At 41.0% G+C, this 24,375-nt stretch carries 26 protein-coding genes and 1 tRNA gene; 8 read left to right on the top strand and 19 right to left on the bottom strand.

What is annotated here, in order from left to right; translation table 11 throughout:
• Positions 1-33: 33 nt before the first annotated feature.
• The 3 genes from IEZ33_RS07755 to orn all read right to left on the bottom strand — a co-directional run bounded on the left by IEZ33_RS07755 (position 34) and on the right by orn (position 2,610).
• A complete protein-coding gene (locus tag IEZ33_RS07755) occupies positions 34-1,374 on the bottom strand; it encodes an N-acetylmuramoyl-L-alanine amidase (protein ID WP_191603107.1) in 1,341 nt (446 codons plus the stop codon).
• Between the two features lie 79 nt (positions 1,375-1,453).
• Positions 1,454-1,927, bottom strand: coding sequence for a tRNA (adenosine(37)-N6)-threonylcarbamoyltransferase complex ATPase subunit type 1 TsaE (gene tsaE, locus IEZ33_RS07750; protein WP_191603106.1), 474 nt, complete (start codon positions 1,925-1,927; stop codon positions 1,454-1,456).
• Positions 1,928-2,067: 140 nt separating this feature from the next.
• Positions 2,068-2,610: an oligoribonuclease gene (gene orn, locus IEZ33_RS07745; RefSeq protein ID WP_191603105.1), complete on the bottom strand. Its 543-nt coding sequence runs from the start codon at positions 2,608-2,610 to the stop codon at positions 2,068-2,070.
• A 72-nt stretch (positions 2,611-2,682) separates the two neighbouring features.
• Here orn and rsgA point away from each other — a divergent pair, with 72 nt between their 5' ends.
• Positions 2,683-3,711 (top strand): small ribosomal subunit biogenesis GTPase RsgA, encoded by a 1,029-nt coding sequence (gene rsgA / locus IEZ33_RS07740; protein WP_191603104.1) that lies wholly within the window; start codon positions 2,683-2,685, stop codon positions 3,709-3,711.
• Positions 3,712-3,730: 19 nt separating this feature from the next.
• Here the strand turns inward: rsgA and IEZ33_RS07735 are convergent, their stop codons facing one another.
• Complete coding sequence (locus IEZ33_RS07735; protein ID WP_191603103.1) at positions 3,731-4,633, bottom strand: flagellar motor protein MotB; 903 nt, start codon at positions 4,631-4,633, stop codon at positions 3,731-3,733.
• A gap of 33 nt (positions 4,634-4,666) precedes the next feature.
• Positions 4,667-5,521: a flagellar motor stator protein MotA gene (gene motA / locus IEZ33_RS07730; protein WP_191603102.1), complete on the bottom strand. Its 855-nt coding sequence runs from the start codon at positions 5,519-5,521 to the stop codon at positions 4,667-4,669.
• A gap of 125 nt (positions 5,522-5,646) precedes the next feature.
• On the opposite strand from motA, the gene IEZ33_RS07725 reads away from it, so the two are divergent.
• A complete protein-coding gene (locus IEZ33_RS07725) occupies positions 5,647-7,140 on the top strand; it encodes an HDOD domain-containing protein (protein ID WP_191603101.1) in 1,494 nt (497 codons plus the stop codon).
• A 27-nt stretch (positions 7,141-7,167) separates the two neighbouring features.
• Positions 7,168-8,025, top strand: a complete 858-nt coding sequence (gene asd / locus IEZ33_RS07720; RefSeq protein ID WP_191603100.1) for an archaetidylserine decarboxylase — start codon at positions 7,168-7,170, stop codon at positions 8,023-8,025.
• Positions 8,026-8,129: 104 nt separating this feature from the next.
• On the opposite strand, the gene secF is transcribed toward asd, so the two are convergent.
• The 5 genes from secF to queA all read right to left on the bottom strand — a co-directional run bounded on the left by secF (position 8,130) and on the right by queA (position 13,587).
• The gene (secF, locus tag IEZ33_RS07715) at positions 8,130-9,041 is read right to left on the bottom strand and encodes a protein translocase subunit SecF (RefSeq protein WP_191603099.1); all 912 of its coding nucleotides are present in this window, start codon (positions 9,039-9,041) and stop codon (positions 8,130-8,132) included.
• Positions 9,042-9,050: 9 nt separating this feature from the next.
• A complete protein-coding gene (secD, locus tag IEZ33_RS07710; protein WP_191603098.1) occupies positions 9,051-10,901 on the bottom strand; it encodes a protein translocase subunit SecD in 1,851 nt (616 codons plus the stop codon).
• 75 nt (positions 10,902-10,976) lie between these two features.
• Positions 10,977-11,303, bottom strand: coding sequence for a preprotein translocase subunit YajC (gene yajC / locus IEZ33_RS07705; protein ID WP_191603097.1), 327 nt, complete (start codon positions 11,301-11,303; stop codon positions 10,977-10,979).
• A 71-nt stretch (positions 11,304-11,374) separates the two neighbouring features.
• On the bottom strand, positions 11,375-12,493 hold the full coding sequence (gene tgt, locus IEZ33_RS07700) for a tRNA guanosine(34) transglycosylase Tgt (RefSeq protein WP_191603577.1): 1,119 nt from the start codon (positions 12,491-12,493) through the stop codon (positions 11,375-11,377).
• A gap of 32 nt (positions 12,494-12,525) precedes the next feature.
• A complete protein-coding gene (gene queA / locus IEZ33_RS07695) occupies positions 12,526-13,587 on the bottom strand; it encodes a tRNA preQ1(34) S-adenosylmethionine ribosyltransferase-isomerase QueA (protein ID WP_191603096.1) in 1,062 nt (353 codons plus the stop codon).
• A 153-nt stretch (positions 13,588-13,740) separates the two neighbouring features.
• Here queA and IEZ33_RS07690 point away from each other — a divergent pair.
• Positions 13,741-13,826 (top strand) — tRNA-Leu (locus tag IEZ33_RS07690).
• 75 nt (positions 13,827-13,901) lie between these two features.
• Entirely contained in the window at positions 13,902-14,072 is a 171-nt protein-coding gene (locus IEZ33_RS07685; protein ID WP_191603095.1) for a DUF2986 domain-containing protein, read from the top strand.
• Between the two features lie 31 nt (positions 14,073-14,103).
• Here the strand turns inward: IEZ33_RS07685 and rluF are convergent, their stop codons facing one another.
• The 4 genes from rluF to rsmI form a co-directional block, all read right to left on the bottom strand.
• Positions 14,104-14,847, bottom strand: a complete 744-nt coding sequence (gene rluF / locus IEZ33_RS07680) for a 23S rRNA pseudouridine(2604) synthase RluF (RefSeq protein ID WP_191603094.1) — start codon at positions 14,845-14,847, stop codon at positions 14,104-14,106.
• Positions 14,848-14,868: 21 nt separating this feature from the next.
• The gene (locus IEZ33_RS07675; RefSeq protein ID WP_191603093.1) at positions 14,869-15,351 is read right to left on the bottom strand and encodes a YehS family protein; all 483 of its coding nucleotides are present in this window, start codon (positions 15,349-15,351) and stop codon (positions 14,869-14,871) included.
• A 72-nt stretch (positions 15,352-15,423) separates the two neighbouring features.
• On the bottom strand, positions 15,424-16,686 hold the full coding sequence (locus tag IEZ33_RS07670) for a DEAD/DEAH box helicase (RefSeq protein ID WP_191603092.1): 1,263 nt from the start codon (positions 16,684-16,686) through the stop codon (positions 15,424-15,426).
• A 31-nt stretch (positions 16,687-16,717) separates the two neighbouring features.
• On the bottom strand, positions 16,718-17,578 hold the full coding sequence (gene rsmI, locus IEZ33_RS07665) for a 16S rRNA (cytidine(1402)-2'-O)-methyltransferase (protein WP_191603091.1): 861 nt from the start codon (positions 17,576-17,578) through the stop codon (positions 16,718-16,720).
• A 41-nt stretch (positions 17,579-17,619) separates the two neighbouring features.
• On the opposite strand from rsmI, the gene IEZ33_RS07660 reads away from it, so the two are divergent.
• The 3 genes from IEZ33_RS07660 to IEZ33_RS07650 are packed head-to-tail and all read left to right on the top strand — an operon-like array spanning position 17,620 to position 20,382.
• Positions 17,620-19,440, top strand: a complete 1,821-nt coding sequence (locus IEZ33_RS07660; protein WP_191603090.1) for a penicillin-binding protein activator — start codon at positions 17,620-17,622, stop codon at positions 19,438-19,440.
• Positions 19,400-19,783 carry a YraN family protein gene (locus IEZ33_RS07655; RefSeq protein ID WP_191603089.1) on the top strand — a complete coding sequence of 128 codons (384 nt, stop codon included), beginning with the start codon at positions 19,400-19,402 and terminating at the stop codon, positions 19,781-19,783. The genes IEZ33_RS07660 and IEZ33_RS07655 overlap by 41 nt, the downstream gene beginning before the upstream one ends.
• A 5-nt stretch (positions 19,784-19,788) precedes the next feature.
• Positions 19,789-20,382, top strand: a complete 594-nt coding sequence (locus tag IEZ33_RS07650) for an SIS domain-containing protein (protein WP_191603088.1) — start codon at positions 19,789-19,791, stop codon at positions 20,380-20,382.
• A 29-nt stretch (positions 20,383-20,411) separates the two neighbouring features.
• On the opposite strand, the gene IEZ33_RS07645 is transcribed toward IEZ33_RS07650, so the two are convergent.
• The 5 genes from IEZ33_RS07645 to petA all read right to left on the bottom strand — a co-directional run bounded on the left by IEZ33_RS07645 (position 20,412) and on the right by petA (position 24,221).
• Complete coding sequence (locus IEZ33_RS07645; protein ID WP_191603087.1) at positions 20,412-20,798, bottom strand: ClpXP protease specificity-enhancing factor; 387 nt, start codon at positions 20,796-20,798, stop codon at positions 20,412-20,414.
• 82 nt (positions 20,799-20,880) lie between these two features.
• On the bottom strand, positions 20,881-21,513 hold the full coding sequence (locus tag IEZ33_RS07640; RefSeq protein ID WP_191603086.1) for a glutathione S-transferase N-terminal domain-containing protein: 633 nt from the start codon (positions 21,511-21,513) through the stop codon (positions 20,881-20,883).
• Between the two features lie 94 nt (positions 21,514-21,607).
• The gene (locus tag IEZ33_RS07635) at positions 21,608-22,390 is read right to left on the bottom strand and encodes a cytochrome c1 (protein WP_191603085.1); all 783 of its coding nucleotides are present in this window, start codon (positions 22,388-22,390) and stop codon (positions 21,608-21,610) included.
• A 2-nt stretch (positions 22,391-22,392) separates the two neighbouring features.
• Positions 22,393-23,628 carry a cytochrome b gene (locus IEZ33_RS07630; RefSeq protein WP_206696917.1) on the bottom strand — a complete coding sequence of 412 codons (1,236 nt, stop codon included), beginning with the start codon at positions 23,626-23,628 and terminating at the stop codon, positions 22,393-22,395.
• Positions 23,628-24,221 (bottom strand): ubiquinol-cytochrome c reductase iron-sulfur subunit, encoded by a 594-nt coding sequence (gene petA, locus IEZ33_RS07625; RefSeq protein ID WP_191603084.1) that lies wholly within the window; start codon positions 24,219-24,221, stop codon positions 23,628-23,630. The genes IEZ33_RS07630 and petA overlap by 1 nt, the downstream gene beginning before the upstream one ends.
• Between the last annotated feature and the right edge of the window lie 154 nt (positions 24,222-24,375).

Raw genomic sequence — 24,375 nt, 5'->3', positions numbered from 1 at the left:
AAAAACCTATAACAATATGAACAGCTTGATAATTTAACTAGACGGGATACGAAGTTTTTGGCCAATCCAAATAACATCATTTTTGAGGCTATTAACCCCTCTTAATCGACTCAAAGAAACACTGTTTTTCTTTGCAATTTCAGAAAGCGTGTCTCCCTTAGTGACAGTATATATAGTGGATCTCGTCTGATTTTGCTTCCAGGCAAGTAACGTTCCTTCTGGAGGGTTTTTCATAAAGGAGGCTTTCACCCCTTTAGCAATAGCAGATGCTAATTTTTTACGGTATGCATAACTACCTAAATTCTTCGCTTCGGTCGCATTGGATACAAAGCCCGTTTCAATTAAAATAGACGGAATATCGGGAGATTTTAAAACCACGAACCCTGCTTGCTGCACAGTGCTTTTATGTAATTTTGCCACACGCCCCATTTCACCCAACACACTCGAACCGATATTTAAACTAAACTGAATGGTTGAATTCATCGACATATCCAAAAGCACTTCAGCCAATAATTGATCTTTATCATCAAGTGAAATCCCTCCCACCAACTCGGAAGACTGTTCCTGCTCTGCCAACCAGCGACCCATTTCACTAGTTTTACCGCTCAAAGACAGCGCCCAAACAGAAGCCCCTCTAGCGCTTGATTTAGTAAATGCATCTGCATGAATAGAAATCAATAAATCCGCATTCGCATTACGCGCTACCTGAGATCGATCCCGCAAAGGCAAATAGACATCCGACGAACGCGTTAGAACCGGCTTAAAACCCTCCAGGGCAGAGAGATTTTTCGCCAATTCTTTCGCAATTGAAAGCACGATATCTTTTTCACGCACCTTATATTTGCCAATTGCACCAGGGTCCTTGCCTCCGTGACCAGCATCAATAACTATCACGACATCTCTTTTTATAGCCGCTAAACTTGATAAGCTTTTCGACACAACAGGGGGCGCTTTCTTAGTCGGACCATACTCCAGCTCAACCAATATCCGAGGGCCAAACTTCCCCGAAGCAGACAAAGTAGAGCTTTTAGACTTTACTGCTTTAGATAAATCTAAGACAAAACGCGTTCCATTGTCACGTTGCGCAAAACGTACTTTCTTTAATACGCCAGAAGGCAGTGATTTTAACGCCTCTTGAGAAGAGGCCGGAAAGGTAGATCCCGAGATATCCAAAACAACACGATCTGGATTAGACAATGAAAATAAACGATGATCTGTCGACTTATCTAACTCAAAAACAAGCCGAGTTTCTCCTTCTTGTTGTGCTATACGAATGTCTTTTACCTCGACGGCAAAAGACTCTCCACTAAAAAGAAAACCGACAAAACAAAAAAACACATAAAACGGTGTTGTGAAACTAAAATCTACATTCATATCATACAGCTAGAGTTAATAATACATTCACTATAGCGGCGACATCCAAAGAGCTCAACCAAAACCAATTCCCGCCACATCATTCGGATGACATAACCCCTTGTAAAAGAGTTACCGCTTCTACCCCTGCAACAGAAAGTGGCTCAAGAGAAACACGCCTTCCATCACCCTCAAGAGACAGTCGAATAACCAAATCCGCTTCAGGAAGAATTCCTTTACCTTTGTCTGGCCATTCAATCAAACAAAGTGACTTTTCTTCAAAATAGTCCCTTATGCCCATGTACTCCAACTCCTCAGGATCAAGAAGTCGATATAAGTCAAAATGAAAAACCTGAAAATCACCAACATCATATGGCTCAACCAAAGTATAGGTAGGACTTTTTACAGGGCCATTGTAACCACCGCCTTTCAAAACACCACGAACAAGGGTTGTTTTACCCATGCCTAAATCACCATCGAAGTGCACAGACTTCAGGGTTGAAAGCGACGTAAACAGAGAACCACCAAAGCGCTCCATTGCTTCTTCACCATATACTATTTTTTCATTTTTCATTTAGAAGCACCAAATCAGAACAGACAGCGTTTTACTTATTTGAATTCTATCCAAAGACATTCATCCATTAACACCTTATTTACAAAGACTTTTCAGGGCCTTAATCAATAGTTTTATGTCAACCTATCACCTATCACCTATCATTTAAAAAAAGTCTCACGATAATGCTTCAACTCATCTATCGATTCTTTGATATCATCCATCGCCAAATGAGCACCTTTCTTTTTAAACGCGTCCAAGATCTCCGGTTGCCAGCGACGAGCAAGTTCTTTAATTGTGCTAACATCAAGGTAACGATAATGAAAGTAAGCTTCCAGTTCAGGCATATATTTCCATAAAAAACGCCTATCTTGGCCAACACTATTGCCACAAATTGGTGACGCGCCCGCGGGAACAAAATCAGACAAAAATTCTATTGTTTTACGTTGTGCCTCCGTCATATCAACTGTACTTGCAAGCACTCGTGCTGTCAGACCAGAATCACCATGATGTTGAGTACACCAATCATCCATTGCATCCATCACTTCTTTTGCCTGATGAACGGCCAAACTTGGACCTTCTGCAAGTACATTTAAGTCCTTATCAGTTACAATAGTAGCGATCTCAATGATCGTATTTACATCAGGATCCAGACCTGTCATTTCCAAGTCAATCCAAATAAGGTTATCTTTGTTTAAACTCATTATTGCCTAATCCTTTATTATAGTTGCTAAGCATTATACTCTATGCCACAAAATAATGGACCAATGAAATCAATGTCAAAAAGAAAACTTACAAAACATCAAGCTTGGCGTATTGAAAAAATACACAAAGAACGCTCAGAACGAGTCAACAAAAGGGCTGATCGAGCAGAAGAAGTTCTGCAATCATCTGATCTTGGGCCAGAAGTTGAAGGATTAATCTTATCTCACTTTGGAACCCAAGTAGAAGTGGAAGGCATTACACCTCCGTACGAAGGAGTACTTACAAAATGCAACTTGCGTGCAAACCTTGGCCAGCTAGTAACAGGAGACCGCGTCGTATGGCGCCCTCAGAAAGCCGAAGGTGGCGTTGTTGTTGCTACTCTTGATCGCCATAACTCACTCTCAAGACCTGACATTCATGGGCGATTAAAACCTGTTGCAGCAAACATCGATCATATTATTATTGTTGTCGCAGCAGAACCTATTGCGCACGCCAACCTGATTGACCGTTACTTAGTCGCCGCTGAGACCGTTGGTATCCCACCAGTCATTCTCCTTAATAAAACCGACTTGATTAACGAAGAAAACAGAGAAAACCTCAACAAATTGCTTACCACCTATGAGGAGCTTGGCTACCAAATAATAAGAACATCCACTCAAAACCAAAATGGAATGGCAAATCTTTATTCTTTTTTAAAGCAAAAAACCAGTGTCTTTGTCGGCCAATCTGGCGTAGGAAAAAGCTCTTTAATCAATGAGCTATTACCTGGAGTTGATATTACAGTCGGTGAACTATCAACCAAAAGAAAAAAGGGCACACACACAACCACCACAGCGAGATTATTTCACATTCCGATGGGGGGTGATTTAATAGACTCACCAGGAATAAGAGAATTCGGTTTGTGGCATATTACCGAAGATCAGCTGCTAAATGGCTTCGTTGAATTTAGGGAACACCTTGGCTACTGCCGCTTTAGAGACTGCTCACATGAAAAAGAACCTGGGTGCGCCATTTTAACCGCGCTTAACCAAAATAAAATCAGTGAAAAACGATTCAAAAGCTACCTTAGAATCAAACAGTCCATAGTTGAAAATATTTAGGAAATAATGAAGCCGAGCATCAAAACACAGACTCAGGATCCAGTTTAATATGCTGCTCAAAAACATCAAAACCAAAACGCTTACGATTCCTTTCAATTAGCTCTTGATAGGAATCATCATTCAATATAGTAATCGTGATTCTTCGATTTTGAGGGCTTTCTAAATTGAATTGATCGTATGGAATACTATCCGCCAAACCGATAACTTGCGCAATCCTTAACCCACCCACACCACTCTCTTCCATAATACGCCTTGCAGAGTTAGCACGTTTCGAAGAGAGGTCCCAATTATTTAATTCCCCCCCACCAAAAGGAGAAGAGTCTGTATGCCCAGAAATCACAATTGAGTTATCAATCATCTTAATAATCCCACCCATGCTTAACAGCAGATTTTCCACATCGGGCAACATCCGATCACTGCCTTTTTCAAACATAGGCTTTTCTGGATCATCTAAAATAGTGACTCGAACGCCTTCTGGCGTTATTTCTAATTTGACATTTTTTTCAGATTCTTCAATTTGATTTAATTTCTCTAAAGTTTCATCAGCCATTCCACTTAATTTTTCTAATTTTTCGCCATTATTTCCAGATCCAATTTTATCGTCTTTAGTTGGCTCTTGCGTACTGCCCTGCTCAGTTAAATCCAATTGCAACTTACGCTCAATGCTCACGGCTGGACTCCCCCCCAAATCAATAGGGTTCGCACTAAATCCCGCCGTAGCAGGACCTAACGGATCATTAAAATACCCCTCTATCACAGCCAACTCTTCTGGTGAAGATACATTAATAATCCATAAAACCAAAAAGAAAGCCATCATAGCCAATGCAAAATCCGCTAAAGCAATCTTCCAAGCCCCACCATGAGCACCATGTTTTTTTACTTTTTTTACGCGACGTATGACTAAGTTTTCAGATTCATTCATGATATTTGCCCAACAACATCCTTAAACGTTAACTTATCTATATTGCTTAAGATAATCCGATAGCTCAGAAAAGTTTGGCCTTAAATCCGCTGGCAGCAATTTGCGCCCGGTTTCAACCGCAACCGGAGGAGCGTAACCAGCAACAGAAGAGACTAAACAAGCCTTAAGACATAATAACGCCTTCACCTCATGCTGCCCCAAACTTTCCAAATGAGATGATACAGGCCCAACAAAACCATAAGCAAAAAAGACCCCTAAGAAAGTACCAACTAGGGCCGCGGCAACGTGAGCCCCAATTTCCTCCATTGGCCCACCTATAGACCCCATGGTTATGACGATACCCAATACAGCCGCGACAATCCCAAAACCAGGCAGAGCCTCCGCAACTTTATTGACAGCATGAGAGGGAGCCAACAATTCCTCCTCCATCTGCTCGATCTCAGCGTCCATAATTGCATCAATCTCATAGCTAGCTAAACCAGTCAAAGCAAAAACCCTGTAATTGTCAGTAAGAAAGTTCACCACTTCATGATCTCGAAGAACATCAGGAAAACCCATGAACAATTCACTACTGAAAGGGTTTTCAATATCCTCTTCTATTGCCAGAAATCCATTTTGGCGACTTTTCTGAAACAGACAATAAGTCAAAGTCAACAATTGCAAATAAAAACCTTTATTATGACGACTTCCTAAGACAATCCGAGGCAACATTTTGAACACTCGCTTCTGAAGAGAGAGCGGATTAGCGGTCATAAACGCACCCAATGCAGCACCACAAATAATCAAGACCTCAAAAGGCTGCCACAAAGCCAAAAGATTCCCATGCGACGCTAGATAACCAGTAACCACACTGACTATAACAACCAACATTCCCAAAATTGCAAACATATATTTTAATCCCTAAGCTTTCCGGTGTATGCTCTATCAAGATAATACAGTATGATAACTGGCATCATGATAAAAAATCATAATGACCCTAGTAAATTTATTTTGAGCCATTAATGTAACCAGCTATGAGCGACAAGTCACCCTTTGGCCTAGAAGAATGGCTAACTTTTTTACAAAGCAAAAAACTACCAGTCAGTGCTGGCAATTATTCGCGCCTTAAAAAACAAGTGAAATCGCCTGATGAAACACTTGATAAACTTCAAAGCAATATTTCTTCAGAGCCCTTTTTAGCGTTCACTATTTTATCAGAAGCCAATAAAGTTGTTTCAAATAAGCGAGCCGACATAAAAACACCCAACCATGCCGCGTCAATGGTAGGCATGGACGGACTGTCAAAAGTACTCAACAAACTAGAGCCATGTAAATATTCAGCCAAAGACCCTGCTCATCAACACTTTCTTAGGCAAGTTCAAATTAGTTATGAAGCCGCATCAATAGCCAAAAGGTGGGCCATAGAAAAGCGCATAAACAACTCTGAAGATATTTTTTGGGTCACCTTTTTTAGAGACGCCATTAGATGGATGATGTGGTTTTATGCTGAACCCAAAATGAGTTTAATGGTAAAACTATTAAAAGATGGCAAAACCCTTAAAGCCGCCGAAGAATCATCAATTGGCTGCCGACTGGATGAGTTAGCTGTAAAGGTATTTCAAATTTGGCAAATCCCACACATCATTATCAACTCATTTTTAACAGACCATATCCCCAACCCAAAAGAACTTCAAAGCCTCGCCTCTTTGGCATCAGATCCTGATGAAATGCCAGGTTACACCGAAGACCGGAGACTCACAATTTTAGCCAACAGCCCTCTTTTGTTAGCATTTTGCGCAACAAAAGTCGCTCATATGGCAAACAACATGAACTGGGGAACGAAAAACATAAACTTGTATTACCAAGTCATTTCATGCGTATTGCACTGCAAACAAGGAAAAGTCATACAAGCCACGCATTATGCAGCTGTTGAAGCAGCCCAACTTTACAACCACTCAGATAAAATACCAATTGCATGTCAGTTGCTATCTCCAACACTCTATGTATCTAAAGAGATTCAAAGGCACCCAGCTCAACCATCTCCTCCTCAGCAACCAAGCAAAATCATTGGTGAGCTGTATAAGAACTACACTGGAGACAAAAAAGAACTCATTAGAGAAGCACTAAAGACAATAAAGATCGTTATCCCAAATGCTCAGCATGCACTAGTATTAGTATCAAAACACCCTTCAAACAAAATAGCGCCTGCACTGCAATTTGGCTATGACTTAGATGTGCTTAAAAAAATTGACTGGAACTCGCCATCAGCCGTTTTATCGCATTTAGCCCAAAAGCAGAGCGTTTCAAACTTACCAAGCCCAAAGCTAAAAACAACAATAGCTAAATTCCCGCTTTCAGCCCAACAGATTCTGGACGAAAGAGGCCATCTATTTATAGGCTCATGCCCTCAAAAACTGGGAAGCTCTTTCATAATATGGCTTGATACTCGTTCAACGTTCAACGATAACGACTACACCACATTTAAAACCATCATTTTGACACTAAGCAAAGCCCTTGCTAAAGCCTAACACAAACACTACCAACAGGATTTTCTCGTGAATAAAGATCAACTTTTTGCATTTGCACAACACATTACTCCGCAGAAACTACTTTCTCGATGCATAGGACGCATTGCGGAATGCGAGACTGATTTTGTAAAAGATACTTTTATTAAACACTTCGTAAGCAAGTACAAAGTAGACATGTCTGAAGCGATTGAAAACAACCCTTTTGCCTATCGCAATTTTAATGATTTTTTTACTAGAGCAATAAAACCAGAGCTGAGACCCATCACTGAAGAAAAGAATGCCATTGCATGCCCAGCAGATGGCGCAGTCAGCCAAATTGGCGACATTGAATACGGCACTATTATGCAAGCGAAAGGTCACTCATACAGCCTCACTACACTTTTAGGCGGCGATGCAGACCTATCAAATCGGTTTTTAGGTGGCAAATTTGCAACCATCTATTTATCCCCAAAAGACTATCATAGAGTCCATATGCCACTAGACGGCAAACTGATCAAAATGATCCATATTCCTGGAAAATTGTTCTCGGTTAATAAGGTCACAGCAGAGCAAATCCCATCCGTTTTTGCTAAAAACGAGCGTACCGTCTGTCTTTTTGACACAGAAGCAGGCCCTATGGCAGTCATTCTTGTAGGAGCCATGATTGTAGCCAGCATTGAAACAATTTGGGCCGGTCAAGTCACTCCTTTTAGCAAACACGTTATGACCTGGGATTACGATCAGCTAAACCAAGTAAACCTGAAAAAAGGCGAGGAAATGGGACGCTTTAAACTAGGCTCTACTGCCATAGTATTATTTGGTAAAGACGCCATTAACTGGGAGGCATCACTTGCTGCCGACACACCAACAAGCATGGGCATGCAGTTAGGAACCACAACAATATAACCTTCCACCAGCGTTACTACTCTCAAAAAGCTGTCGAAAAACAAAAAAACCGCACTAATTCAAATTAGTGCGGTTTTTATCACTCTAAAACCATTTACCGTTAATTAAGGCATCTCATCTTCGAATTCTTCTTTAGGTGGCGGAATTAGATCATCCCTCGTCAAGTTTTGCGCAATCAAAAGGTTTGCCGCAACAAAAACAGACGAATACGTACCTATAATAACCCCGACCAAGAGAGCAAAGGCAAAACTATGAATCGCTTCACCGCCAAAGAAAAACAACACCAATAAGGTAAACATTGTTGTCAAAGACGTTATCAAGGTTCTGCCCAACGTTTGATTAATTGAAACATTAATCAAATCTACCGTTTCAATTTCACGCATAATACGGAAGTTTTCACGAATTCGATCACAAACAACGATAGTATCGTTAAGCGAATAACCAACAACCGCAAGCAACGCTGCCAACACGGTAAGATCAAACTCCATACCCAGCACTGAAAACACGCCTAAGGTAATGATTACATCGTGTGCCAATGCCGCAACAGAAGCAACAGAGAACTTAAACTGGAAACGAACCGCTACATACATCATCACAATTGACAATGCCAACAGCATTCCAAGTCCTCCCTGTTCCCTCAACTCTTCCCCAACTTGCGCTCCGACAAATTCAGACCTCATTAACTCAACACCTGAATTTTCTTGTTGTAACGCCAATAAAACTTCATCACCCAATGTTGGAGTGAATACATTGGAAAGACGAACAACAACATCAGTCGAAGAGCCAAAGTTTTGCACAACAACATCATCATAACCATTTTCGGCTAGAGAAGAGCGCACTTGATCCAAATCTGGGGCAACGTCATAGGCGACTTCAACTAAAGTGCCGCCAGTGAAGTCCAATCCAAATTCCAAGCCCTTCGTAGACAACGAAATAATGGACGCAACAATAAGTAAAAGAGAGACAGCAGCAACAATTTTTCTCATTGCCATAAACGGAATAGTAGATACCTTCATATCATCCCCTTAAATGTACAGGCGCTTATTTTTGCGCCCACCGTACACTAAATTAATTTGTGCACGCGTCACTACGATCGCTGTAAACATAGACGTCAAAATACCTAACGACAAGGTTACCGCAAACCCTTTCACAGGCCCCGTACCGACAGCGAACAAAATAACAGCAACCAACAAGGTGGTAATATTCGCATCAAGAATAGTTGTGAACGCACGATTAAAACCAGAATGTATCGCTTGCTGATTTGGTGTACCGGCCGCCAACTCTTCTTTTATTCTAGAAAAAATCAACACATTCGCATCTACCGCCATTCCCATAGTCAAGACGATACCCGCGATACCTGGCAAGGTTAAGGTTGCTGACAATAAAGACATACACGCCATCAATAGAACAATATTCATCGCAAGAGATATGTTTGCAAAAACACCAAACACCTTGTAATAAACAAGCATAAACAACATGACAACAAGCAAGCCGATTTGCGCTGAAACCATACCAAGGCGAATATTTTCAGCACCTAAACTTGGGCCAATCGTTCTCTCCTCGACAAAATAAATCGGAGCCGCTAGCGCACCAGCACGCAACAACAACGCCAAATCTGAAGACTCTCTTGGACCGTCTAAGCCTGTAATTCTAAAAGCATTACCTAAAGTAGATTGTATTGTCGCTAAAGAAATAATACCTTTCTCGCTAAAAGATTGACGCTCCTCTACCAACTCACCATCAACCTCAACAAAACGAGTCCGAGACTTGTGCTCAATAAAAACAACCGCCATACTACGACCAACCGCAGTACGAGTCACTTTACTCATTTGTTTACCGCCCTTAGAGTCAAGGCTAATATTAACTTGGGGCTGACCATTTTCATCAAAAGATGAACTCGCATCAGAAACACTTTCACCCGTTATAATAATATCTCTTTCTAAACGTGCCGTACGGCCACTATTGCTTCTAAAAGACATTTCCTCAACATTAGATGAAGACTCATCTAGACCCGCTTCTAAACGAAATTCTAGGTTCGCCGTCGCTCCAATGATACGCTTTGCTGCGGCCGTATCCTGCACACCAGGCAATTCTACAACAATACGATTACTGCCTTGACGCTGAACTAAAGGCTCAGCTACACCCAGCTCATTTACACGATTACGTAAAGTCGTTAAATTTTGCTGAAGTGCATAAGCCTCTATCTCTTGCTTAGAAACCTCAGAAAAACGGGCCTCTAAATAGAACTCACCATCTAGCTCTTTCGCTGAATAAAGATACTCTTCAAATTCATCTTCAAGCGTACTTTGAGCCAAATCCAAATCTTCCTGCTTCAAGAAGCGAATTGATAAGACCCCACCGTCAACATCCACGCTTCGATAACGTATTCTTTGTTGACGTAATGATGTTTTCATTTCACTCGCAGCAACAACAAATCGCTGTTGCAAAGCAGCAGGCGTATCAACTTCAAGTAAAAAATGCACTCCACCGCGCAAATCCAAACCTAATTTTGCTGGACCAGCACCTAATGCGGAAAGCCAATCTGGCGTTGTTGGCACTAGATTCAGAGCACTTACATAGTCATCACCTAACGCAGAGGAAACAATAGGATTTGCAGCAAGCTGATCTTCACCATTGTAGAAACGAAAAGTCGCACCAACTGAAGTTAACTCCGCCGCCTTTAAAGGCACACCAGACTCATCTAATGCTTTAGAAACCTTACTTACTAAACGCTCATCAACGACCAATGTCGCTTTCTGACTTGAAATCTGTAACGCTGGATCATCTGGGTATAAATTTGGCAGGGCATACAACAAACCAAGAGCCAATACGAAAACAATCAGCAAATACTTCCACAAGGGGTATTTGTTAAGCATAAAAATTCCTTTACACCTAAAGAGAAAATAAGAAACATAAAAAAAGCGCCTTCGTTATGAAGGCGCTTAGAAGGACTAGATAGATTTCAGCGTTCCTTTAGGTAACACTGCAGCGACGGCTGCTTTTTGAAACTTAAGCTCGACACCGTCAGATACTTCAAGGGCAACATAATTATCATCAACACGCGTCACTTTTCCAAGAACGCCGCCATTTGTTACCACTTCTGTACCTTTCGCCAATGTAGACAGCAAGTTTTTATGCTCTTTTGCACGCTTTGCTTGTGGGCGCCACATTAAAAAATAAAAAATAATAACAAAACCAACTAGCAATACAATATTAAAAATACCAGCATCTGCAGGTGCGCCACCTTCAGCATAAGCCGGTGAGATCAATGCGATCATCTTTACATTCTCCAATTATTTAAACATTATTAATGGCCGCGTAATTACGACCCTTCACATTACTGAAGTCTTTACCCTACCAAAGCAGGCGTATCTAACCCACGCTTGGCATAGAACTCATCAACAAACGCGTCAAATCTACCCTCATCGAGCGCTTTACGCAATCCAGACATAAGATTTTGATAATAACGCAGATTATGTATGGTATTTAATTGAGCACCAACCATTTCTTGACACTTATCCAAATGATGTAGATATGACCGAGAAAAGTTTTTACAAGTATAACAATCACATTCATTATCTAAAGGAGCCGTATCATGCCGATGTTTTGCATTTCGAATCTTAACAACGCCTACGGAAGTGAATAAATGCCCATTACGAGCATTACGAGTTGGCATGACACAATCAAACATATCTACCCCCCTCCTCACACCCTCAACCAAATCTTCCGGTTTTCCCACACCCATTAAATACCTAGGCTTATCCTCTGGCATTTTTGGTGTAATATAATCGAGAACGCTCATCATCTCATCTTTTGGCTCGCCAACAGATAAGCCACCGATTGCATAACCATCAAAACCAATACCGACCAACCCCTCTAGAGACTCATCTCTTAGCGTATCATACATACTCCCTTGAATGATGCCGAATAAAGCAGCAGGGCTGTCACCATGCTCTTTCTTAGAGCGCTCAGCCCAACGAAGGCTCATCCTCATTGACTCAGCCGCCCTTTGTTCTGTCGCTGGGTAGGGGGTACATTCATCAAAAATCATTACGATATCCGAACCAAGATCTCTTTGTACTTGCATCGATATTTCCGGACTCAAAAAGACCTTTGATCCATTTATTGGAGATTGGAAACTTACACCCTCCTCCGTAATTTTTCTCATATCCCCCAAAGAGAATACCTGAAAACCACCAGAATCCGTCAATATAGGTTTTTTCCACTGAGTAAAGTCATGCAAATCACCGTGCGCTTTAATAACATCAGTCCCTGGTCTCAACCAAAGATGGAACGTATTGCCAAGAATGATATCCGCACCAATTTCTTCAATATCTTTAGTTAGCATTCCTTTCACCGTACCATACGTTCCAACGGGCATAAACGCAGGCGTTTCCACATTACCTCGAGGAAAACGCAGTGTTGCGCGACGCGCTTTACCCGATTTCGCTGACACTTCGAATTCCATAAAACACTCAGGGCGCTTTTCACTCATCAAACTCATTCCTCACTCTCCGGCCCAAAAGCCTCAGGGTTCCGGGTAATAAACATGGCATCGCCATAACTAAAAAAACGATATTTCTCTTCAATAGCGGCCGAATACGCTTGCATAACTTCAGCATAACCCGCAAATGCACTAATCAACATAATCAAAGTTGACTCAGGTAGATGAAAGTTTGTCACCATGGCATCTACTGTTTTGAATTTATATCCAGGATAAATAAAAATACTTGTATCACCCGTCATAGCCTGCAAAGTTCCAGATTGACTTGCCGACTCTAAACTACGAACACTGGTTGTACCAACCGCAATAACTCGACCGCCAGAAGATTTAGTTTTCGTAACTAAATCAACAACTTCCTGATCTACCTCTATGTACTCCGCGTGCATTTGGTGATCTTCTACGTCTTCCACCTTCACTGGCTGAAACGTTCCAGCGCCAACATGCAATGTAACAAAAGCAATATTAACCCCTTTATCTCTTAACTTCTGCAAAATTTCATCATCAAAATGAAGCCCTGCTGTTGGAGCCGCAACGGCTCCAGGCTTTGCATTATAAACAGTTTGATACCTTTCTTTATCAAACTCTTCATCTGGCCTTTCAATATAAGGTGGTAACGGCATATGACCAACCCTATCAAGCACGTCAAGCACTGGCTCATCGAACTTAAGATGAAACAAGGCGCCTTGACGACCTAACATTTTTACAGGAATAGATTCGCTCTTATCCGTACCGAGAAGAATGTCACTGCCTTCCTTAGGTGATTTACTGGATCGAACATGGGCTAAGATTTCAAAAGGCGTTAACAAGCGCTCAACCAATATTTCCAATTTTCCACCAGATGCTTTTTGCCCAAAAACACGAGCTGCAATTACTCTAGTGTTATTAAACACCATCAAATCGCCCGGCCTAACCAGATCAAGAATTTGCCCGAAGGAACGATGACTCAATTCACCCGTCATACCATTTAATTGAAGTAGGCGACTGGATGTACGCACCTCAGTAGGATAGCGCGCAATTAAGGAATCCGGTAAATCAAACCTATAATCGGAAACTCGCATATTCGAATAGCACTCATAAAAAAAAGACCCAGCATTCTATCGAAAAATTAAGTAAAAAGGTACGAATTGGGACTTATCTAAAAAAAAATCCACATTAGCAATAAAAAAATTGACAATATAATAAAAATACGCATAATACTTCGCACGTTTCAAGCCAGTGTGGTGGAATTGGTAGACACGACGGATTCAAAATCCGTTGCCTAATAAGCGTGGCGGTTCGAGTCCGCCCACTGGTACCAACATTAAAAACCTGATCCTTGGATCAGGTTTTTTTTTCTTTAAATAAAATCACATTGCGATATTTGAGAACATTTATGAATCGTCGAAAAAAAATCAAACAGATATTGACTAAGAAATCCAAAAAAGCCAACGAAAAAAACTTACCCAAGAGCAAAACTAAGTACATAGCTAAAGCAGACAGAATCACCACTTTACCCACACAACAAGATGACATAACAAATGAGGGAGCCATAGCGATTGAATAGAACCCTCCCTCAAATACAATAACCCAAACCCTTATGCGTCAGCTGTTTTCTTAGAATTTCTAACAGCACTATTAATTTGCTGCATTTCTTCGTCTGTCAAATCACGCCACTCGCCTGGCTTCAACCCTCCAAGACGAACATTCATGATTCGAGTTCTTTTTAACCTAACCACATCGTAGCCGAGATATTCACACATACGGCGTATTTGCCTATTTAAGCCCTGGGTCAACACGATCTTAAACATAGTACGACTTTGAGGCACCACAACACAGGGCTTAGTCACTGTATCTAAGATAGGAACACCTTGAGACATTCTTTTAACAAAACGATCGCCAAAAGGTTTATCAACTGTCACAAGGTATTCTTTCTCATGGTTATTGCCCGCTCGCAAAATTTTGTTAACAATGTCACCATCGCTGGTTAAAAAGAGTAATCCCTCTGAAGGTTTATCAAGACGCCCTATTGGAAATATCCTCTCCTTATGACCAATTGCATCAACAATATTTCCTCTAACGTGCTTTTCCGTAGTACAGGTAATACCAACAGGTTTATTGTACGCTATATAAGTGCGGTCCGACTTATTGCTGGATGAAGGGGTAATCTGTTTGCCATCCACACTCACCTCATCCCCTGAAAGCACCTTTGTCCCCAACTCAGGCACACGACCATTAATTCTTACACGTTTTTGCTCAATAAGTTTATCAGCCTCTCGTCGTGAGCAAAAACCAGATTCACTAATAAACTTATTTAAACGGGTTGCTGATGTCTCAGTCACATTTTCACCTTAAGTACGTTTTTACTTTTCGTTATTTAATACATCAGGGCGCAACTTCAATTGTAGCCCTTGCAAAAACTGTCTCAACACTTGATTTTTACATTCACGATAGTGCTTATGGGTCGGTCTTCTGAAAAAAGCGCTCAGTTCATGACGGCTAATCTTGAAATTCGCCATTTCAATTAACTCTAAAATATCTTCAGCCTTTAAATTTAGAGCGATTTTCAATTTTGCAAAAATTTGATTGTTTGTTAAACGCGGCTCTGCCTCAACGATCGCGCCGTCCTCCTTAGCCCCCCTTTTATCGACGATTAAGCCATTTAGAAAACTCGCCAAAGCAACATCCTCACATTCTTTAAAGTTTTCATGATCGTCTTGTTTCAACCAATCGCTTACTTCAGCCCTAGAAACCTCTCGCCCTCCAAGCGCAAAAAGCTTAATCATTTTTTCATCGTTAAAGTCAAAAATAAAACGCACTTTTCGCAGTACATCATTGTTCGTCATTATATCTTCTCAATAGGAAATAAAATTATATTTACCCTCTAGGTCAGAAGGTAATCGCATTAAAAACTGAATTTACTTTCTGCTTTTCCGTTTAGAGGACTGAATCGCCTTATCCCTTGCCCTCTTCTTCGAGTTACCACTACGATGCTTTTTCGAAGAAACTTCGTCTGCATTTAAATCAGGCTCAAAACCTGGATACCATTGCTGCACTATAGTTTCACCCATTTGTTCTTCAACGTCTTTTAATAAGTATTGCTCTTTTGCTGACACCAAACTGATAGCTAAACCCGCCTTACCCGCCCTTCCTGTACGACCAATACGATGGATATAATCCTCAGCATTATATGGTAATTCAAAATTAATAACTTGCTCCAAACTAGGAATATCAAGACCACGAGCCGCTACATCGGTAGCCACAAGCGCCCTTAAACGACCGGCTTTGAAATCGCTTAACACCCTATCTCTAGCACCTTGAGATTTATCCCCATGAATAGACTGCGCCTCAAGACCATCTTTATTCATTTCTTTTGCCAGATCATCCGCACCTTGTTTAGTACGAGTAAAGACAAGTACTTGTTGCCAATTCTTCGAACCAATTAAATACGAGACAAACGCTCTTTTACGACCTGAATCAATAGCATAAACTACCTGATCCACCTTTGTGGCGGCTTGATTTCTTTCTCCCACTTCAATATAAACTGGCGATGACATCAGAGACTTACTTAGCGCGTAAACCTCATCATTAAAAGTGGCCGAAAAAAGCAATGTCTGTTTTTTTTCTGGCAAGCGCTTTAGTATTCGACTCACCTCAGCCATAAACCCCATATCCAGCATTCGATCAGCCTCATCAAATACCAAAACACTTATCTCTCTAAGGTCAACCAACTTCTTGAACGTTAGCTCTAACAATCGACCAGGTGTTGCTACTAATATATCCGCCCCCTCCTTAAGCTCAGCGATCTGAGTATTAATACTGGCCCCACCATAAGCCACGACCGATCGTATGTTCGTTTCTTTGCTATAAGTTATACAGCTTTTATAAACCTGCTGTGCCAACTCGCGAGTGGGGGTCAATATCAATGCCTTAATCTTTGGAACATCAGGCACCTTATTTAATTCACCCATAGACTCAGCATCGGCATTAAGCAACCTGTGCAAAATTGGCAGGACAAATGCTGCGGTTTTACCTGTGCCCGTTTGAGCCCCTGCCACAACATCATGACCATTCAAAATAGAGGGGATGGCTTGATTTTGTACTGGGGTTGCCTGCTTATACTCTAAATTATCAACGGTTTTTTGCAACAATGCGTGCAGACCAAGAGATTCAAAACTCATAAATACATTCACTAAACAATAGTTAAAAAGGTTACGACTGCAATTCTAATGCGATTTGATAAAGTGCATTTTTTTTATGCCCTGTAATTTTTGCAGCCAATTGAGCCGCTTGCTTAACAGGAAGATCCTCTAAAAGTATGGACAATATTCGACGATTTTCCAACTCTTCTGACTCACTATCAGACTCTTCTCGATGATCTAACATCACGACAAATTCACCCTTCAGCTGGTTTGCATCATCAGAAAAACGTTGTAATATTTCATCTGCTGAACCAGAAAGGAATGTTTCAAACGTTTTCGTAATCTCTCTCGCTAAAACCAACTTAGCAGACGACCCAAACACCTCAGCCAAATCCTTCATTGATTCCATAATTCGGTGTGTAGATTCATAGAACACAACAGTACCAGGCTGTGTTTTCCAAGAAGCCATCACTTCCTTTCTAGATTTCGTTTTAGCAGGCAAAAAACCTGCAAAGTAAAATTGATCCGTCGGCAAACCCGATGCACATAAGGCCGCAATTAAAGCAGAAGCCCCAGGAACAGGAACAACAGTAAACCCTTCATTGCGCAAATGACTTACTACGTGGTATCCAGGGTCTGAAATCAATGGCGTACCGGCATCAGAAACCAGCGCCACAGAAACACCTTGAGAAAGTAACTCAGCAATGTAGGATGCCTTATCCCTTTCGTTATGATCATGTAAAGAGAACAGTCTGGTATCTATATCAAAATGATTTAATAACCGCTTTGTATGGCGTGTATCTTCCGCCGCAATATAGTCAACTTTCTTTAAAGTGTTGATTGCACGCACACTAAAATCTTCTAGATTCCCTATAGGAGTGGCAACAATGTATAGAGCACCTCTCGCTTCATCCGAACTATGTGATACCATAATGTCTCTTTGTCATTTTTACAGAATATGAGTTTTTAACCATGCGCATCATAACACTATCTTTATTCGCTGTATTGTTAAGCGCCTGCAACGCCATTGAAGTTCAGCAAAAAACCACGCCCACACATCAAGCTACGACAGCAGAAGAACAAACTTCATTTGATACCCTAATTTCTCTTGCGCAATCCAGCAACAATCAAGACATTGCAGCAAATTACTTTCTCAGAGCCGCTCAAGTTGCAGTAGAAGAAGGCAACTACATTATTGCCCATCAAATACTTAAAGATAATGTAATCAATCTAAACACCACTTCAACCTTTGATGGTTTACTTCTTGCCGCCTCGGTTAGTAACTTACAAGACAGAGCCCTTAACGCCCTGAGCTATTTATCTAAAGCGAAAAGATTTCCGATAGCCAACCATCCAAGCAATACAAATAAAATAAGTTTACTGAGAAGTGAATCTCTTGAGGGTTTAGAAAACTGGCCAGCCGCAACGAAAGAGCGACTAAAATTAAATCTATCCTTACCTCTAGAAGAAATAAACGCCAATCAACAGCAACTTTGGTCTAATGTACAAAACTTAACCGACTCAGAAATAACATACCTTCAAAACAGTAACGATTCGATTTTAAATGGTTGGCTGTTTATTAGCTCTATTCTGAGACACAACGCCTCGACCACAGCAAAACAACTTAACCAATTCACACTATGGCAACAACAAAACCCCTTTCACCCAGCCGCTATCACACCACCAAAAGACTTTCTAGTCTTATCAAGCATTGACGAACTAGCACCAAAAAGTATCGCCCTCCTTCTGCCACTTACAGGTAAGCTAAGCAATGCATCTCGCGCTATTCTTGATGGCTTTCTGTACGCTTATTACAATCAACCGCAACCTAGAGCCGAGCTCCACCTCATAGACACAACAACAGTAGACTCCATGGCGATAGCGCTTAGCAATGCCAACCTACACAACCCTGACATCATCATTGGCCCACTTGAAAAACAACATTTAGCAGAGTTATCCTATTTAGAATTGGAAAAACCGGTCATTGCACTCAACCGACTGGATTTTCAAAACTTAAAACCAAACCTATTTCACTTTTCTCTTGACGCTAGAGATGAAATAATCGAGTTGATTCGCTTCGCACAAAACGAAGGAGCTAAAACAGCCGCTATCATCAGCACAGAAGAAACCTGGGCACTTAGACAAGCCGATGATTTCAAATCCCTTGCAGAAAGCAATGATGTGGAACTGCTTACACAACTTAGTTACGAGAACGCCCCAAAAAGCAGACAAGACACCATTAAAAAATTACTGCTAGTTACTGAAAGCCAGAAACGCAAAAAATGGCTAGAAACCACGCTTTCTGAAGACGTAACATCTACTGAGCGCTCAAGACAAGACTTGGATTACATTTTTTTTGTCGGTCGCTTAGATGACGCTAAACAAATCAGACCCCTTTTAGATTTTTACTTTGCCTCAGACATACCACTGCTATCAACCAGCACTATTAACAACAAACAACTTAGTGAGCTAACAAAAAGGGAGGATATTGAGCGCATCATTTTTAATGAACTGCCCTCAATTCTTAAAGAAAATCCTAATGACAACCTTTTTAAGTCAAATGACTCAATTTTTATAAAGCGACTTAAATCACTCGGACAAGATGCTCATTTACTTGCAAACCGATTTACGGTTTTTCAACAAGTATCCAATGCAAAAATGTCTGGGAGCACTGGGATTTTATCACTGGATAGCCAGCAAGTTTTCAATAAAAGAACTGAACTCGTTACCTATAAACAAGGAAGTTTAACAAATGTTATGGAAACAAAACCGGGAGAACTTACTTCCCCTTAAAAAAATCAATGGCGATCAAGCTGAACTTTTAGCAAAACAATTTTTAGAAGAACAAGATCTGATTTTTATTGCGAAAAATTTTTCATGTCGATTTGGAGAAATTGATTTAATTTTTACAGACTCTAAAAGTATTATATTTACAGAAGTAAGATATCGATCCACTCAATTTAGAGGCTCGGCGGCTGAAAGCATCACCCCCTCTAAACGAAAGAGAATAGTTAAAACGGCCCAATATTGGCTAAAAGAAAAACAATTAGAGCTATCACCCATCCGATTTGATGCAATCTTATTCGACGGAGAGGTTAGTAAACATAATTTAAACTGGATAAAGGCAATATTCTAAACACTATGGATTTTCAAGAAACGATCTATACTCAATTTGCCCAAAGCTTTGAGGCACAACAACAAGCTTTTGAAAACCTCCCACCTCATATCGAACATGCTGCACATGTTATTTTTAACAGCATTGCCGCTGGAAATAAGGTTATTTGTTGCGGCAATAGCACAGGCTCCTATCTATCACAATATTTCAACACTCTCTTAATTGATAGGATGGATCGAGAAAGACCTGGACTCCCTTCCATAAGCCTTAGCTCTGAAGGTACAGCCATTCTCGCAATCAGCCATAACGACAGCTATCATGATGTTTTTTCAAAACAAATTACAGCCTTAGGTAACGCTGGTGACGTCCTGTTTGTAGTGGCTAACAGAGGCAACACATCCCCCATCATTCAAGCTATTCAGGCCGCTCACGAACGAAAACTGCACGTCGTTGCACTAACGAGCCCAGAAGCCAAAAATGTCTCCTCTTTGACATCGCAAGATGATACAGAGATTAAGATAAATCTTCTGGGGGCGGCTAGGGTTCATGAGTGCCAAACCTTGGTCATACATACTTTAGTTGAACTTATCGAGCGCCAACTGTTTGGCTATGAAGACTAAACACATAACCAAACATAACAAATACGCTTTTACTTAACCACTTTTAAGGTAAAGCCTTTTTCTTTCTTTGGCTCAGATGGTGGCGTTGGATCAGAATCTCCTGGAAACTCTTCTTCAGGAAAAAACAAACCGTCGCCATTTTCCTTAGCGTATACAGCTAAAGCGGCCTCAATAGGGACAAAAACCTGCATAGGCTTTCCAGAGAACCTTGCACTAAAAGAAACCCCTGTTTGATCCATTAAGAGATCTCGAACCGCCCCCATACCAATATTCAACACAATTTGCCCATCCTGCACAAACTCAACGGGAACGACGGCTGATTTGTGATTTGCATCAACCAATAAATATGGCGTTAAATCATTATCAGCAACCCATTCATAGGCCGCCCTGAGTAGATACGATCTTTTTGGTGTCATGATCTCTTCCAATTTAAATATTGCATGAAAAAGGAGCCCGAAAGCCCCTCTTAGATATTTATAACAAACAAAACAACGCGAATCAATCGAGACGCATTTCTTGCTCAGCCTCAGACAAACTCTCAATAAATGACTCTCTTGAGAACAAAAGATCCATATATTTATGTAAGTGCTTAGCTTGGTCCTTAGGAATTTCAACACCTAAGATAGGAAGGCGCCATAAAATCGGAGCCATACAACAATCAACAATTGTAAACTCATCACTCATGAAATAAGGCTTCTCTTCGAAAATTGGCGCTACGTTCATTAAACCCTCACGCAACTCCTTCTGAGCAACGGCGACTTCCTCAGCATTTTTACTTACCAATATAAGGTCAGCAAGCTTCGCCCAGTCTCTTTGAATACGATACATAAACAAACGGCTTTCAGCACGCGCAACCGGATAAACAGGCAATAATGGAGGATGAGGAAAACGCTCATCTAAATATTCCATCATTACATTTGGCTCATATAAAACCAAGTCTCTATCAATCAAAGCTGGAAGCTCGTTATATGGATTTATATCAGCCAATTCGTCTGGCTTATTGAATGGGTCAACATCAATAATATCAACCGTGACTGCTTTTTCAGCCAATACTATTCGTACTCGATGACTATAATGATCTTCTCCATCAGAGAAAAAAGTCATTGAGGAGCGTTTAGCTATAACACCCATGTAAAACCCCTATTATAGAAACAACGAAAACCCCAGACGGGGCCACAATACAAAAGTGACAGTCGATCAAAACCGATCAACTGTCACTGGATTATTAATGTATATCTTTCCAGTACTCTTTATTAAGAAGAAAGGCAAATATACCAAACAAAATGATAAACAATAGCACTTTTAGACCTAAAGACTCACTTTGTAATCGACTTGGCTCACCCATGTATACTAAGAAATTAGTTAAGTCGTAAACAACCTGCTCAAACTCACCATCTGTAAGTTGGCCTTTTGTCTTCTGAGCAACGACATTGCATTTTTCCTCAGTTAGCACATCACCAGTCAAAGTATCAAACAGTGGCTTACCATGCTCATCGTGAGCCGGAGCCTGTGCGCACGTCATATGACGAACACCCTGCAACGCTTCAAGCACGTTAGGCATGCCCACATTAGGGAAAACTGTATTATTTACGCCCCAAGGACGGGCCTCATCTTCATAGAAGGCCTGCAAGTAACTGTAGACCCAATCTTTACCACGAACCCGAGCCACTAACGTTAAATCTGGAGGCGGAGCACCAAACCAACCTTTAGCGTCTGCTGAGTCCATAGAATTAGACATCAAGTCACCAATTTTATTACCTGAAGGCAATAAGTTTTCTTCAAATAAATCTACCGGGATACCTAAATCTGTTGCTGCACGCTCAAAACGAGCATAACCGGCATCATGACAACCCATACAATAGTTTGTAAACGTTTGAAGGCCACGCTGAAGCGATGATTTATCATGTAAATCAGCGCTCATATGTTGAAGCTCAACCCCATGACCACCAGCAGCAAAACCAAGAGTAGGCAATAAAACAAGTGCAACTGTTGCAAAAAACCTTTTCATTATTACACCCTCTCCGGCACTGGTTTTGTACTTTCCCAACGAGTATACCAAGGCATTAAGAGAAAATACGCAAAGTATATGACTGAGGCAATTTGAGCAATGGTTGTACGAAGCTCTGTTGAAGGTAAAACCCCAAGCACACCAAGAACAACAAAGCTTATACAAAACACGAATAAGAAGATTTTACTAATCCAACCTTTATAAAGCATCGACTTGACAGGACTACGATCTAACCAAGGAAGCACAAATAGAATGGCAATAGCCCCTCCCATTGCAACCACACCCCAGAACTTAGCATCCAAACCAAATAATGGGAAAGTTACCGCACGCAAAATGGCATAAAACGGAGTGAAATACCATACAGGAGCAATGTGTTCAGGTGTTTTTAAAGGGTTAGCGGCCTCAAAGTTTGGCTTCTCAAGGAAATACCCCCCCATCTCAGGGAAGAAAAATATTACCGAGCAGAATACAAACAAGAATACTGCAATACCAACTAAATCGTGTACAGAATAAAAAGGGTGGAATGGAATACCGTCTAAAGGAATACCATTTTCATCTTTGTGCTTTTTGATATCCACACCTTTAGGGTTATTTGAACCCACATGATGCAATGCAAGCAAATGCAGCACAACCAATGCAACCAAAACTAAAGGCAACGCAATAACATGCAAAGAGAAGAAACGGTTAAGTGTAATACCAGAAATTAGGTAGTCACCACGAACCCATTGAGCCAAGTCAGGACCGATAACAGGAATAGCACCAAACAAGGATATTATTACCTGGGCGCCCCAGTAAGACATCTGCCCCCATGGAAGCAAATACCCCATGAACGCCTCAGCCATAAGCAGCAAATAAATTGCCATACCAAACAACCAAACCAGCTCGCGAGGTTTTTGGTAAGAACCATATAAAAGTCCACGAAACATATGCAAATAAACAACAACAAAAAAGGCAGAAGCCCCTGTTGAGTGCATATATCGAATCAACCAACCATACTCAACATCACGCATAATGTACTCAACCGAAGCAAATGCCGCTTCAGCTGACGGAGTAAAACTCATAGTCAACCATACACCTGTAAGGATCTGGTTAACCAAAACAACCATGGACAACACACCAAAAATATAAAAAACATTAAAGTTTTTTGGTGCATAATATTTACTCATATGCTTTTCATAAGCTTGAGTAACCGGAAGGCGGTCGTCAATCCAACCCATTAAATTTTTCAGCACTGCCATTATGCATTTCCTCCATCAACACCAATCTCAATAACAGTATCGGTTAGGTACTGATGAGGCGGAACAGACAAGTTAATTGGCGCAGGAACACCATTATATACACGACCAGCTAAGTCAAACTTAGAACCATGACACGGACAGAAATAACCACCAACCCATTCAGGACCCAAATCTTCCGGAGCAATCTCAGGACGATAAGTTGGGGAACAACCAAGATGAGTACAAATGCCTAAAAGTATCGAAATTTCTGGCTTGATAGAGCGATACGTGTTTTGAGCATAAGAAGGCTGCTGGTCCCTGATCGATTCTGGATCACTTAATCTGGAAGATATTTCATCTAAGTTAGATAAAGTTTCCGGTGTCCTGTTCACAACCCAAACTGGCTGACCTCGCCACTCAACGATCACCTGTTGACCAACTTCTAACTTACTTATGTCGACTTTGACCGGAGCTCCAGCTGCCTTAGCTTTTGCACTCGGGTTCCAAGAAGCAACAAAAGGGGTCGCTACACCAACTGCACCAACTGCACCAATAGCACTAGTTGCTCCAATCAGAAATCGACGTCGACCTTTATTTACGCCGCTTTGACTCATTATGGTTCTCTCCCACCAAATTACAAATATCAGCCCTTAAGCTGACAATCTTAAAATTATGCCTTGCGAATAGTAAAAAAAACAAGCGCCTCTGGCAAGGGAACATTCCCTTAACAGATAAATATACTGATATAACGCATAAAAAAAACGCCTG

It is taken from the genome of Marinomonas algicola, assembly GCF_014805825.1.
In the GTDB taxonomy this organism is placed as follows: domain Bacteria; phylum Pseudomonadota; class Gammaproteobacteria; order Pseudomonadales; family Marinomonadaceae; genus Marinomonas; species Marinomonas algicola.
The sequence above is the reverse complement of the archived record's forward strand: the minus strand, read 5'-3'. Positions and strand labels throughout refer to the sequence as shown.